The sequence below is a fragment of the Alkalispirillum mobile genome (genome assembly GCF_003664325.1).
In the GTDB taxonomy this organism is placed as follows: Bacteria; Pseudomonadota; Gammaproteobacteria; order Nitrococcales; family Halorhodospiraceae; genus Alkalilimnicola; species Alkalilimnicola mobilis.
Genome location: NZ_RCDA01000003.1, coordinates 71,099 through 83,999 on the forward strand (window position 1 = coordinate 71,099; position 12,901 = coordinate 83,999).

Genomic DNA, 12,901 nt, shown 5'->3' on the forward strand with positions numbered 1-12,901 from the left:
CTTGATGTCAGATTGAGGTCCCGTATGTTGCCGAAGCGCTGGATATGGCTGCTAATCCTGATTGTGCCGCTGTTGCTGGCCAGCGGTTGCTCGTCCAATGGCCCTGACCGGGAGCCGGAGGCCCAGGAGACTGCGGAGGAGCTCTACCAGCGCGCCCGCAGGCAGTTGGCCAACGGCAACTACAGCATGGCCGTGGAGACCCTGGAGCGGTTGCAGGGCCGCTTCCCCTTCGGCCCTTACGCCACGCAGGCGCAGCTGGACATTATCTACGCCTACTACGAGGCGGGCGAGATGGAATCCGCCATCGCTGCCGCCGACCGCTTCATGCGGCTCTACCCGCGGGACCCCAACGTCGCTTACGCCCGCTACATGCGGGGCCTGGCCCATGCCAGCAGTGGCGATGAGTTCTTTTCCCGACTGTTTAACCTGGACCGTAGCCTGCGTGACCCGCAGCCGTTGCGCCGGGCGTTCGTGGATTTCCGGGAGCTGATCCAGCGCCACCCGGACAGCGATTACGTGGAAGATGCCCAGGAGCGCATGCGCGAGATCCGTGACATCCTGGCCCGCCACGAGATCAATGTCGCCCGCTACTACCTGCGCCGCGATGCGCCGGTGGCGGCAGTGGGCCGCGCCCGCACGGTACTCGCCGATTACCAGGGCACCAGCGCCGTGGAGGAGGCGCTGGAGGTGCTGGTGGAGGCGTACGGCGTCCTGGAGATCGAGGACCTGCAGGCGGATGTGCGCCGGGTGATCGGCGAGAACTTCCCCGGCCACCCGCTGGCCGCCAACTAGGGGTCAGGCACCGAGCAGGCGGGAGAAGAAACTGCCCGCCTGGCCGGCGGATTCGCTCTTCGCCTGTTGCTGCCGGGCCTCGGCGTGGGCGGCTTCGATCAGGCTGTCCAGCTCGTCGGTGATGGCCGCGGCAACGCTGCGGTCCTCCTTGCTGAACGAGGTGCCGCTGCCCTGCAGGCCCGCGGCCGCCAACCCCTCCGCCCAGCGCCTTATACCCAGGCGCAGGGTGGCCAGCAGCACTTGCAGGTTCCGGGCGGGCACCACCAGCGCCAGACGGGTGTCCAACCGGGTCTCCACCCGCAGCTCCAGTTGCCGCTCCTCGGGCAGTTCCACCGGGATATCCATCTGCCGCTTGCCCGCCTGGTGCATAGCGTTCGATTCCAGATCACGGATGCCGTCGCGGATTTCGAACCGGGACAAGCGCTCGTTGACCGCGTCGGTGATCGGCGCTTCCACCCAACCCATGCCAGGCCGCCAGGCCACCAGTACGCCGCCGCTGGTCTGCCGGTAGGGCACCGGCACCGGGGCATCCTCCGGGTAGCCGTCGAGCTCTTGGCGCAGCCATTCCGATACGGGTTTCTGCCTCAGGGTGGAGGCGAGGAAGCGGGCCCTGGTGGCCAGGTCGCCCACGTACGTGCTGCTGTCCCTGGTCTCCTCGATCAGGGTTTCAATGACTGAACTCACTGCCGGTCCCTCCATTGGCGCATCCCAGCCCGCCCGTCACGCGAGCGGTGGGCCGTCATGGCCGCTTATTATTCTGACTTCCTGGGTCACGGCAGCTCGGGCCCGGCGGCCAGGCTGCCTTTGTGACTTATTCGTCGTTTCAGTCTATGCAGGAAACCGGAAGGGAAACAAGCGGCTGTGCAGTGAGGTAATTGGCAGGGGCCCAGCCCCTGGGAGGGGCCAGGCCGGCCGGGGGGTCAGATGGCGTTTTCGTCCTCTTCACCGGTGCGGATGCGGATGACCCGCTCCACGTCGCTGACGAAGATCTTGCCGTCACCGATCTTGCCGGTGTGGGCGGCCTTGGTGATCACCTCCAGGCAACGGTCCACCTGGTCGTCGGCGATGACAACCTCGAGCCGCATCTTTGGCAGGAAGTCCACCACGTACTCGGCGCCACGGTACAGCTCGGTGTGGCCCTTTTGCCGGCCAAAGCCCTTGACCTCGGTGACGGTCATGCCGGTGATGCCGATCTCGGACAGTGCTTCGCGCACGTCGTCCAGTTTGAAGGGCTTGATGATGGCCTCAACCTTTTTCATGCCTTGATTCTCCCTCGTCTGCGGGGCCGGAGGATTCCCGGTTGCCCCGAGTGTAAGCGTGCGAACCCGATCTGAAAACGCTCAGGATTCTACCGGCACCCCTGGCCAGCCGGAACTGATGGGGTAGCGGCGGTCCCGGCCGAAGGCGCGCGGGGTTACCTTGGGGCCGGGCGCCGACTGGCGGCGCTTGTACTCGTTGCGCCGGACCAGCCGGGTGACTCTCGCCACGGTCTGCGGTTCGTGGCCGGCGGCGACGATCAGGGCCTCGCTCTGGTCGTGCTCCACGTACCTCTCAAGTATATCGTCGAGCACGGGGTAGGGCGGAAGGCTGTCCTCGTCCTTCTGGTCCGGGGCCAACTCGGCGGTGGGCGGGCGGTTGAACACCCCCTCCGGGAATGCCGGGTTCAGGCTATGCCGATAGCGGGCCAGACGGTAGGCCTCGGTCTTGTACACGTCCTTGAGCGGGGCGTAGCCCCCGCACATGTCGCCGTAGAGGGTGGCGTAGCCCACCGCCAGCTCGCTCTTGTTGCCACAGGCAATGACCATGCGGCCGGTCTTGTTGGACAGGGCCATCAGCAGGGTGCCGCGGATACGCGACTGCAGGTTCTCCTCGGTCACGTCCGGCGCCATCCCCTCAAAGCTGGGGGCCAGGGTGCTGAGGAAGCCCTGGAAGATCGGCTCAATGGAGGTGGTCTGGTAGCGGATGCCCAGCATGCGGGCGATGGCCTGGGCGTCATCCAGACTCATGGGAGCGGTGTAGCGGCTGGGCATCATCACCGCCTGCACCTTGTCGGCGCCCAGGGCGTCCACCGCCACGGCGGCGGCCAGCGCCGAGTCCAGCCCGCCGGAGAGGCCCAGCACCACCCCGGGAAAGCCGTTGCGACGCACGTAGTCACGCAGGCCGGTGACCAGCGCCTGGTAGACGGCGCCCTCCTCGGAGGGCTGCGTGCTCTGCTCACCGTTGACGTTCCCGTGTGCCGGGTCTACCTCCACCGTGCACAGCTCGCTCCGGAAGCGGGGGGCGCGGGCCTGAACGGTGCCGCAGGCGTCCACCGCCACCGAGCCGCCGTCGTAGACCACCTCGTCGTGGCCGCCGGTCATGTTGACGTAGAGCATCGCCCGGTGGGTATCGAGGGCGCGCTCGCGCAGCACCGCCTCGCGTTCCGCCTGCTTGCGCCGGTGGAAGGGGGAGGCGTTGAGGTTGACCACCAGGTCAGCGCCGGCGGCCACGGCCTCGCGGGCGGGGGTGGGCCACCAGATGTCCTCGCACAGGCTCAGCCCCACGCGGGTGCCGGCCACCTCCACTACGCAGGGGCGTGTGCCGGGCACGAAGTGGCGGCTGTCGTCGAACACGCTGTAGGTGGGCAGCTCCCGCTTGGCGTAGCGGGCGATGACCCGGCCGTCCTGAACCACCACGGCGGCGTTGTGCAGCCCGTCGCGGTCCCGCAGCGGCACCCCGACCACGGCGGTGATCCCCTGCGCGGCCTCCTGAATGGGCTGCAGGGCGTTCTCCGCCGCGTGGATGAAGTCGTCACGCAGCAGCAGGTCGTCCGGCGGGTAGCCGGTGACCGCCAGTTCCGGGAAGACCACCAGCTGGGCCTGTTCCTTGTCGCGGGCGGCCTCTATGGCCTGGACGATTCGCCGGGTGTTGCCCTCGATATCGCCCACCGGGCAGGCCAGCTGGGCCAGTGTGACGCGCAATGTCATGTCGCGGTTCTCCTGCGTTGGTGGCCAGACGTGAGAACGGCCCGTCCCGCGGGGCGGGATCGGGCCGTTTTCTGGCTGGCAATGGCTTGGGCCATCGCAGCGGGGTGATCAGCCTTTGAACAGCTCGTTGAGCTTCTGGCCGATCTCCGCCGGGGAGCGCACGGTGGCGACACCGGATTTCTCCAGGGCGGCGAACTTGTCGTCCGCGGTGCCCTTGCCACCGGCAATGATGGCGCCGGCGTGACCCATGCGCTTGCCCGGAGGTGCGGTGACACCGGCGATGTAGGCCACCACCGGCTTGTCCACGTTCTGCTGGATGTACTCCGCGGCCTCTTCCTCGGCGGTACCGCCGATCTCGCCCACCATGACGATGCCCTTGGTCTGCGGGTCGGCCTGGAACAGCTCCAGGGCGTCGATGAAGGACATGCCGTGGATCGGGTCACCACCGATGCCGATGCAGGTGGACTGGCCGAGACCGATGTCGGTGGTCTGCTTGACCGCCTCGTAGGTCAGGGTGCCCGAGCGGGAGACGATGCCGATGGAACCGGCCTTGTGGATGTGGCCGGGCATGATGCCGATCTTGCACTCGCCGGGGGTGATGACGCCCGGGCAGTTGGGGCCGATCAGGCGGCAGTCGTACTGCGCCAGGGCGGCCTTCACCTTGAGCATGTCCAGCACCGGGATGCCCTCGGTGATGCAGGCGATGACCTTGATGCCGGCATCGGCCGCTTCCAGGATGGCGTCGGCGGCGAAGGCGGCCGGCACGTAGATCATGCTGGCGTCGGCGCCGGTCTCCTGGACGGCATCTTCCACGGTGTTGAACACCGGGCGGTCCAGGTGCTTCTGGCCGCCGCGGCCGGGGGTCACGCCACCGACCACGTTGGTGCCGTAGGCGATGGCCTGCTCGGCGTGGAAGGTGCCCTGCTTGCCGGTGAAGCCCTGGACGATGACCTTCGTGTTCTTGTCTACAAGTACGCTCATGTCGATTGGATCCTCTTCTCCGGCGTGGTTCAGGCGGCCTTGCCGACGGCGGCCACGACCTTCTTGGCGGCGTCGGTGAGATCGTCGGCGGGGATCAGGTCCATGCCGCTGTCAGCCAGCATCTGCTTGCCCTGCTCGACGTTGGTGCCTTCCAGGCGAACCACCACGGGCACGTCCACGCCCACCTCCTTGACGGCGGCGATGATGCCCTCGGCGATCACGTCGCAGCGCACGATGCCACCGAAGATGTTCACCAGGATGCCCTCCACCGTGTCGGAGGAGAGGATCAGCTTGAAGGCCGCGGTGACCCGCTCGGTGGTGGTGCCACCGCCCACGTCCAGGAAGTTGGCCGGCGAGCCGCCGTGCAGGTTGACCACGTCCATGGTGGCCATGGCCAGGCCGGCGCCGTTGACCATGCAGCCGATGTTGCCGTCCAGGGTGATGTAGTTGAGGTTGTGCTCGGCGGCCTGAACCTCGGCCTCATCCTCCTGGGTGATGTCGCGCATGTCGGCGATCTGCGGCTGACGGCCGATCTCGACAGCGTTGTCATCAACGTTGATCTTGGCGTCCAGCGCCAGCAGCTGGCCGTCGCCGGTGACGATCAGCGGGTTGATCTCGATCATGCTCAGATCCTTCTCTTCGAAGATCTGATACAGACCCTTCATGATCTTGACCAGCTGGCCGATCTGCTTGCCTTCGAGGCCCAGCGCAAAGGCCATCTTGCGGCCCTGGTAGGCCTGGAAGCCTGCGGCCGGATCCACCGCCAGGGTGATGATTTTCTCGGGCTCGGTGGCGGCCACCTCTTCGATATCCATGCCGCCGGCCGCGGAGCCCATGAAGGTGACGCGCTTGCTGGCGCGGTCCACCAGGGCGCCCAGGTAGAGTTCGCGGGCGATGTCCAGCCCTTCTTCTACCAGGACAGCGTGGATGGGTTGGCCTTTGGAATCGGTCTGGTGGGTGACGAGGCGGGAGCCCAGGAGGGAGTCGGTGAATTCTTCTACTTCTTCTTTCGCCTTCAGGACCTTGACCCCGCCGGCCTTACCGCGTCCGCCGGCGTGTACCTGGGCCTTGACGACCCAGACCGAGCCGCCCAGCCTGCCGGCGGCCTCTACCGCCTCGCCGCTGGAGCGGGCCACGTAACCCTGTGGAATGGGAATGTTGTAATCAGCAAACAGGTGTTTAGCCTGAAATTCATGGAGATTCATGGATGGCCTGCCTCCTCCTCGTGAAAAGCCGGTGTATTCTCTATCAAAGGCCGGTGCAAAAGCAAAAAGCGCGGCACATTGTCGCCCCGGCCCCGGTAGCGATGGGGTAAAGTGTAGGGCTGAATCACGGTTTCGCCCCACGGAGAGCCCATGCTCGGACAGATTCTCGTCATTATAGTGCTCATCCTGGCCTGGCTGGGCTTGCGCTCGGTGTTGCGCCAACTGCGTGAGCAGCGCGAGCGGGCGGCGGTCGCCGATGAGCAGAGCCAGCGGCGCACGCGGGGCAAGGACCGGGTGGAGGCGATGGTCCGCTGTGATCATTGCGGGGTCTACGTGCCTCGCAACGAGGCGCTGCAGGATGCCGGGCAGTGGTACTGCAGCGAGGAGCACCGCGACGCCGCGCGCCGGGGGGGCTGACCCCGGTCATGACTGCCCCGCGGACGGACGTTAGCCACTGGGTGGGCCTTCGGGTTCTCTGCGTCTATCGCATCGCCGTGGTGCTGGCGCTACTGATGCTCTTCATGTGGGCCCGGGGCGAGCCGCTGCTGCTCGCCGTTCGCTGGCCCGATATCTTTCTGAGTGCATTGCTGGGCTACCTGGCCTGGGCGGTCGTTGCGCTGTTCCTGCAGCAGCGCCAATTGCTGCCCTTTGCCTGGCAATTGCACGCGCAGTTGGGCGTAGATGTCATCACGCTGGGGTTGCTGGTGGCGGCCACCGGCCGCATGGACGGCGGCCTGGCCCTGCTCCTGCTGATGGCCGTGGCCGGCGGCAGCCTGCTGCTGTCGAACCTGCGCCTGGCGCTGGGCCTGGCCGCCATGGCCACGCTGACCCTGCTGGCGGTGCAGGGCTTCGTTGCGGTGTACGCCGAGGGCAGTGCCGAGGGCTACACCCTGGTTGCCATGTACGGGCTGGGCCTGTTCCTGCTGGGCGCGGGGGGCAGTCTGCTGTCGGTGCGCATGCGCCGGGTGCAGGCCCTGGCGGAGCGGCGCGGGGTGGACCTGGCCAACATGCAGGCCCTTAACGAACACATCGTGCAGCACATGGAGCCGGGGGTGATCGTGGTGGATGACGAAGGGGTCATCCGGCTGCTGAACCACTCGGCCATGGGCTGGCTGGCCACCGGCCGCGGCTCCGCCCTGGAGCATGTGGCCCCGGACCTCCACCGGGCCGTCGAGCGCTGGCGGCAGGGGGCCAGGGGGGATGACCCGGTGGTCCCCGTGCCGGGTTCGGGGGCCGATGTGCGGGTCAGCATCTCGCCGCTGGGGCGCGATGCGGGCGGTGCACTCCTGCTGCTGCTGGAGGACGAGGGTGGGCTGCGGGCGCGGGTGCAGCAGGCGAAGCTGGCCGCGCTGGGGCGGCTTACCGCCAGTATCGCCCACGAGATCCGCAACCCGCTCAGCGCCATCCTGCACGCCGAACAACTGCTCACCGAGTCCGCCGACCTGGACGAGGACGACCGCCGCCTGCTGGATATCATCCGGCGCCACGGCCGGCGGCTGAACAGCATTGTCGAGGACGTCCAGCAACTCTCCCGCCGCGGGCACAGCCGCCGGGAGGCGGTTTCACTGGGGCCCTTCCTGGAAGACTTCCGGCAACGCTGGCAGGAGCAGAACGGGCAGGCCTCTGTGCGGATTGACTGCCGTGTTTCCCCGGCCGCGCCGCTGGTGCTGTTTGACCCCAATCACCTCCACCAGGTGCTCACCAACCTGGTGGAGAATGCCGCGCGCCACGCCCGCGCCGGGCGCGATACCGTGGCGGTCACGCTGACGGGGCGGTCCTCCGGGGACGGCGGAGTGCAGTTGGACGTGGGCGACGACGGCCCGGGCGTGCCCAGCGAGGCTGCCGGCAGCCTGTTCGAGCCCTTCTTCACCACCGAGTCGTCCGGTTCCGGCCTGGGGCTGTTCATATGCCGCGAACTGTGCGAGAGCAACCGCGCCCGCCTGCAGTTGCTGAACCCCGGTGAACCTGGCGCCCTTTTCCGCATTACCTTGCAGGCGGCACCGCCGGAGAAACGGGCCGGGTGGCAGGAGCCGGCCGCCAGCCTTAGCGCAGGTGAGGACGGGCCAATTCCGGCAACTCGCCGCTGAGCCCCATGGCGTGTGCCATGAACAGCGACTTGGCCGGGGTGAAGCGGTCGGTCAGATTCAGCCCGGCGCTGCGCAGGGCCGCCAGCGGCGGCAGGTCATTGGCGAACAGCCAGTGGAAGGCGTCCATGCCAGTCTGCATCAGGTGGTTGGCGCCCAGCCGCCGGCGCTGGTAGCGGTGCAACACCGCCGGCCCACCCGGGTCGCGACCCCGCTCGTGGGCGGCCAGCATCTCCTCGGCCAGGGTGGCCGCGTCCATGAAGCCCAGGTTGACGCCCTGGCCGGCCAGGGGGTGGATGGTGTGCGCCGCATCGCCCACCAGGGCCAGCCGCCGGTCGATATAGCGGCGGGCGTGGGACCGGCGCAGCGGAAAGGCCGCCCGGGGGCCGCAGGCGTTGATCGGCCCCAGCACAGACTCGCTGGCCTGGGTCAGCCGCTCGCGGAAGCGCGCCTCGGGCAGTTCCAGTAGCTCCGCTGCCTGGGCCTCCGGGCAGGACCAGACGATGGAGCAACTGCCGTCGGACAGTGGCAGCAGGGCGAGCGGCCCGGTCGGCAAAAAGCGCTGCCGGGCGATGCCGCCGTGGTGGTGCTCCGGCCAGACGGTGCCCACCACCCCGTGCTGGCCGTACGGGCGGACGCTGTGTCCGATGCCGGCCCGCTCGCGCAGCGGCGAGCGGGCCCCGTCCGCCCCCACCAGCAGCCGCGTGGTGCACTCGCTGCCATCGGCCAGGCGGACCCGGAGGCATTCGGCCTCGGCGGTCCAGGACTGGACGCTGCCCGGCACGATCAACCGCGCGTTGTCCCGCTCCGAGAGCTGCTGCCAGAGGGTGGTCTGGGTCAGGCGGTTTTCGACGATGTGCGCCAGGTGCGGTTCGCCGTAGCGGTGGGCATCGAAGTCTATCGATCCACCGCCTTCGCTGTCCCAGGCGTGGATGGCGTGGAACGGGCAGGCGCGGGCGCGGCGGATGGCGTCCCAGGCGCCCAGCCGGTCCAGGTAGCGTTCCGAGGCCACCGACAACGCCGATACCCGCTGGTCCACCGGGTCCTCCCGGCGCCAGCGGCGTGGGGCCTGGGCCTCCAGCACGGCCACCGGCAGCCCCGCGCGAGCCAGCGTCAGGGCCAGGGCCAGGCCGACCATGCCACCCCCCTGGATGATGGCCTCGTAGTCGATCCTCATCGCGGCTCCTCGCGGTTCAGGGGGCAGCCAGCGGCCAGCGCCGGCAGCGGTGTTCCCAGCCCCATGCCCAGTTTCATGAAGGCCCGGCGCGCCGGCGGCACGATGTCCAGCCATTTCAGCGCCAGGTTGCGCCCGGCCCGCAGTCCGGGCAGGCGGTTGCCGAAGCTGGCCAGCAGCAGGTGGGTGAAGCCCATGATCAGCCGGGTGTCCGCCTGGCGCTGGCGGGCGTAGCGCTGGAGCAGGGCGGGGTGGCCTACATCCTCGCCGCGCCGCTCGGCCTCCGCCAGCAGCTGCGCCAGCCAGGCCACGTCGCGCAGCGCCAGGTTGAGGCCCTGGCCGGCCACCGGGTGCATGGTGTGGGCGGCATTGCCGATGACGACCCCCCGCGGGGCCAGCGGCTGGGTGACCACGTGGCCGCGCAGCGGGTAGTGGGCGCGCCGGCCCACCTGGCGGAAGCGGCCCAGCCGGTAGCCGAAGCGGCGCTGGACCTGGTCGAGGAAGGCGGCGTCGTCCAGTGCCAGCACGTCGTGCAACTCGTCGTCCGCCACCGACCACACCAGGGCGCAGCGCCCGCCGGTGGTGGGCAGCAGGGCCATGGGCCCGTCCGGGGTGAAGCGCTCGTAGGCACGGCCGCGGTGATCCTCGCCGGGGGTGAGGTTGGCGATCACCGCGTGGCTGCCGTAGTCGTGCTCGTGCAGCGGCAGGTCCCACTGTTCGCGCAGCACCGAGCGCGCCCCGTCCGCCGCCACCACCAGCCGCGCCTTGAGGAGCTGCTGGCGGCCCTCGTCATCCTCCGCGGTCAGCTCGATGCCGTGGGCGGTGGTGCGGGTGGCCACGGCGCGGGCCGGGGCCAGGTAGTCGAGGCCGGGCTGGTGCTGCAGGCGCTGGGGCAGGACCTGGCCGAAGCGGCGGTTGGGCACCAGGTAGCCCAGTGCCGGGACGCCCTCGCGGTCGGCGCGCATGCGGGTGTAGCCAAAGCCGGCCTGTTCGGAGATGTGGATCTCGCGGATGGGGGTGATCTCGCCCTGCAGGTCGGGCCAGAGGTCCAGTGCCTCGAGGATGCGGCGGGAGACCGGCGACAGGGCGGTGGTGCGGTCGTCGTAGCTGGGCTGGCTCGCGGCATCGCTGGCTACGGCCTCGAGCACGGCCACGCGCAGGCCGGTCTGGCCCAGGGCCACGGCCAGGCAGCCGCCCACCAGCCCGCCCCCGGCGATCACCACGTCGTACCGACTCATCGCCGGGCCTCCGCCATCAGCGCCTCGATGGCATCCGGAGCCTTGGGGACCTCCGGCGTGAGGTTCTCGTGGCCGTCGCGGGTGACCAGCAGGTCGTCCTCAATGCGCACGCCGATGCCGTGCCAGCGCGGGTCGACCTCCGGACAGTCCGGGGCGATGTAGAGCCCGGGCTCGATGGTCAGGGTCATGCCCGGTTCCAGCTCGCGCCACTCGCCGTCTATGCGGTAGTCACCCACGTCGTGCACGTCCATGCCCAGCCAGTGGCCGGTGCGGTGCGGGAAGAAGCGCTTGTATTGCTCCTCTTCGATGACCTGTGCCCGGTCGCCTTGGAGAATGCCCAGGTCCAGCAGGCCGTCCACCAGCACCTCGGTGGCGCGCTCGTGGGCCAGGTTCCAGCTCACCCCCGGGCGCACGGCGTCGATGGCCGCGTACTGGGCGGCCAGGACCACGTCGTAGACGGCCCGTTGCTCTGCGCTGAAGCGACCGTTCACCGGGAAGGTGCGGGTGACGTCGGCGGCGTAGCCGGCCAGCTCGCAGCCGGCGTCGATCAGCACCAGCTGATTATCGCGCAGCTCGTCCTGGTTGAGGATGTAGTGCAGCACGCAGCCGTTGCCGCCGCCGCCGACAATGCTCGGGTAGGCGGGTTCGCCGCCGGCGCGGCGGAACGCGTCCAGAAACCCGGCCTCCAGCTGGTACTCCATCATGCCCGGCCGGCAGCTCTGCATGGCGCGGATGTGGGCCGCCTCGGTGACCCGGGCGGCGCGGCGCATGCAGACCACCTCCTCCGGGCGTTTGATCAGGCGCATCTCGTGCAGGTGGTGTTCCAGGGCCGCGAACTCCTCGGGGCCGCGCCGGGCACCGCGGCTGCGGGCGCGTACCTCGCGGGTCCAGCCGATCACCCGCTGGTCGAACACCTTATCCAGCCCCATGGTGTAGTGGACCCGCTCGCGGCCCTCCATCAGCCCGGGCAGGATGTCGTCGATGTCCTCGATGGGAAAGGCGTCGTCGGCGCCGTAGTCACGTACCGCGCCCTCTTGGCCGGCCCGGGGGCCGTCCCAGACCTCGCGCTCGGGGTTGCGCTCGCGGCAAAAGAGCAGGAAGGCCCCCTGTTCCCGCCCCGGGACCAGCACGGCCACGGCGTCCGGCTCGGGAAAGCCGGTGAGGTAGCGGAAGTCACTGTCCTGGCGGAAGGGGTAGTGCACGTCGCGGTTGCGCACCTTCTCGGTGGCGCCGGGGATGATGGCAATGCCGTCCTCCCCGATGAATTGCATCAGTTCCTGGCGACGGGCGGCGTACTCGGCAGGGGCCATATCTGCTCCGGGTCAGTGCAGGGTGGATTTGTCCGGCACGGGGCCGGCGTCCGGCTTGAGCGGGTGCAGGTTGTCGCGCACCAGCAGGGCCGCGACGCGGACGTACTCGACCAGTTCGGTGTAGGCGCTCTCGTTGTCCTCGCTGGCCTCCGGGTCCAGCTCCACCCGGGATATTTCGCCCAGGTCGGTCAGCACCTCGCGGATGTCCTTGGGCAGGTCGCCGATCTCCGGCAGCCCCGCCACGCCCAGGCCGTAAAGAAAGCCCTGGCACCAGTTGGACAGGGCGTCCGCGCGCACCTGCAGCGCCTCGCCGTCGTCGGGCAACAGGAGGTCGAAGCCGAGGTTCTTGTCCTCGAGCTGTTCCTGGACCTCGTCGTAGAGGCCGGCCAGCAGCATCAGCACCTCTTTGGCCGCCTCGCCGCTGGGTTGCGTGCCGTCCAGCACTTGGGCGATCCAGCGGGCCTTGTCGGCGCCGTCGGGGAGGGCGCTCATGCCGCAGAGCACGCCGTGGGCCTCTGCCGGGTGGGTGCCGGCGTTGATGGCCGCGAGGGCGCGCTCGAGGTCGTCGTAGCTTGCTTCCAGGCGCATGGGGCTCACATCGGTTGTTGGCGGAGCCTTAATGCTAACACCCTCGCGGCGGGCTTCGCTTGGCACGCCGGGTTGGGGTACGGGGTGGTTGGGATGGGGCTCCGAATGCGCCCCCCTTCGGGGTCCCCTGTGCTACTCGGGAAAATCGGCGGCGCGAGAACTCGCTTCGCTCAGACAGCTCGCGCCTTTTCTCCGATTTTCCCTGCGTTGCTCGGTGCGCATAAGTCGCCCCATCCCAACCACCCCGTACCCCAACCCGGCACTGGCTTTTGCGTTGACCTGCCGGTGCGCGCACACTATATTCCGGATTAACGTCAAAAGAGGTCGTCAAGTGGCTGATTCCGTTGCTGAAGAGCTGATTCGCCTGGAACAGCGCGTGGAGGCGCTGCTGAAGGCGGATGCGCGGCTCAGGGAAGAGAACCGGGTGCTTCGCCAGTCGTTGGAGCAGCTCAACGGCGAGCGGGCCAGTCTGCAGGAGAAGAACGACCTGGCCCGGTCGCAGATCGAGGCCATGATCAGCCGCCTGCGCGCCATGGAACACAGCTGACCTCTCATCCCCGCCG

At 68.8% G+C, this 12,901-nt stretch carries 13 protein-coding genes; 4 read left to right on the forward strand and 9 right to left on the reverse strand.

Going from position 1 to position 12,901, the window contains the following annotated elements:
- The first annotated feature begins 24 nt into the window (after positions 1-24).
- A complete protein-coding gene (locus tag DFR31_RS10260; protein WP_121442596.1) occupies positions 25-792 on the forward strand; it encodes an outer membrane protein assembly factor BamD in 768 nt (255 codons plus the stop codon).
- A gap of 3 nt (positions 793-795) precedes the next feature.
- Here the strand turns inward: DFR31_RS10260 and DFR31_RS10265 are convergent, their stop codons facing one another.
- The 5 genes from DFR31_RS10265 to sucC all read right to left on the reverse strand — a co-directional run bounded on the left by DFR31_RS10265 (position 796) and on the right by sucC (position 5,944).
- Positions 796-1,476 carry an AbiTii domain-containing protein gene (locus DFR31_RS10265; protein WP_121442597.1) on the reverse strand — a complete coding sequence of 227 codons (681 nt, stop codon included), beginning with the start codon at positions 1,474-1,476 and terminating at the stop codon, positions 796-798.
- A gap of 236 nt (positions 1,477-1,712) precedes the next feature.
- Positions 1,713-2,051, reverse strand: a complete 339-nt coding sequence (gene glnB / locus DFR31_RS10270; protein ID WP_121442598.1) for a nitrogen regulatory protein P-II — start codon at positions 2,049-2,051, stop codon at positions 1,713-1,715.
- Between the two features lie 81 nt (positions 2,052-2,132).
- Positions 2,133-3,758 carry an NAD+ synthase gene (locus tag DFR31_RS10275; RefSeq protein WP_121442599.1) on the reverse strand — a complete coding sequence of 542 codons (1,626 nt, stop codon included), beginning with the start codon at positions 3,756-3,758 and terminating at the stop codon, positions 2,133-2,135.
- Positions 3,759-3,866: 108 nt separating this feature from the next.
- Positions 3,867-4,739: a succinate--CoA ligase subunit alpha gene (gene sucD / locus DFR31_RS10280; protein WP_121442600.1), complete on the reverse strand. Its 873-nt coding sequence runs from the start codon at positions 4,737-4,739 to the stop codon at positions 3,867-3,869.
- A 29-nt stretch (positions 4,740-4,768) separates the two neighbouring features.
- The gene (gene sucC, locus DFR31_RS10285; RefSeq protein ID WP_121442601.1) at positions 4,769-5,944 is read right to left on the reverse strand and encodes an ADP-forming succinate--CoA ligase subunit beta; all 1,176 of its coding nucleotides are present in this window, start codon (positions 5,942-5,944) and stop codon (positions 4,769-4,771) included.
- Positions 5,945-6,094: 150 nt separating this feature from the next.
- Between sucC and DFR31_RS10290 the strand changes: the two genes are divergently transcribed.
- Positions 6,095-6,361: a PP0621 family protein gene (locus tag DFR31_RS10290; protein ID WP_121442602.1), complete on the forward strand. Its 267-nt coding sequence runs from the start codon at positions 6,095-6,097 to the stop codon at positions 6,359-6,361.
- 8 nt (positions 6,362-6,369) lie between these two features.
- On the forward strand, positions 6,370-8,031 hold the full coding sequence (locus DFR31_RS10295) for a sensor histidine kinase (protein WP_147436973.1): 1,662 nt from the start codon (positions 6,370-6,372) through the stop codon (positions 8,029-8,031).
- Here the strand turns inward: DFR31_RS10295 and DFR31_RS10300 are convergent.
- The 4 genes from DFR31_RS10300 to DFR31_RS10315 are packed head-to-tail and all read right to left on the reverse strand — an operon-like array spanning position 7,988 to position 12,338.
- Positions 7,988-9,205, reverse strand: coding sequence for a UbiH/UbiF/VisC/COQ6 family ubiquinone biosynthesis hydroxylase (locus tag DFR31_RS10300; protein ID WP_121442604.1), 1,218 nt, complete (start codon positions 9,203-9,205; stop codon positions 7,988-7,990). The two genes, DFR31_RS10295 and DFR31_RS10300, sit on opposite strands and share 44 nt — an antisense overlap.
- Complete coding sequence (gene ubiH, locus DFR31_RS10305; protein ID WP_121442605.1) at positions 9,202-10,440, reverse strand: 2-octaprenyl-6-methoxyphenyl hydroxylase; 1,239 nt, start codon at positions 10,438-10,440, stop codon at positions 9,202-9,204. The genes DFR31_RS10300 and ubiH overlap by 4 nt, the downstream gene beginning before the upstream one ends.
- Positions 10,437-11,750: an aminopeptidase P N-terminal domain-containing protein gene (locus tag DFR31_RS10310; protein WP_121442606.1), complete on the reverse strand. Its 1,314-nt coding sequence runs from the start codon at positions 11,748-11,750 to the stop codon at positions 10,437-10,439. The genes ubiH and DFR31_RS10310 overlap by 4 nt, the downstream gene beginning before the upstream one ends.
- A gap of 12 nt (positions 11,751-11,762) precedes the next feature.
- A complete protein-coding gene (locus tag DFR31_RS10315; RefSeq protein WP_121442607.1) occupies positions 11,763-12,338 on the reverse strand; it encodes a UPF0149 family protein in 576 nt (191 codons plus the stop codon).
- Between the two features lie 331 nt (positions 12,339-12,669).
- On the opposite strand from DFR31_RS10315, the gene DFR31_RS10320 reads away from it, so the two are divergent.
- Complete coding sequence (locus DFR31_RS10320; protein WP_121442608.1) at positions 12,670-12,885, forward strand: TIGR02449 family protein; 216 nt, start codon at positions 12,670-12,672, stop codon at positions 12,883-12,885.
- Positions 12,886-12,901: the final 16 nt, after the last annotated feature.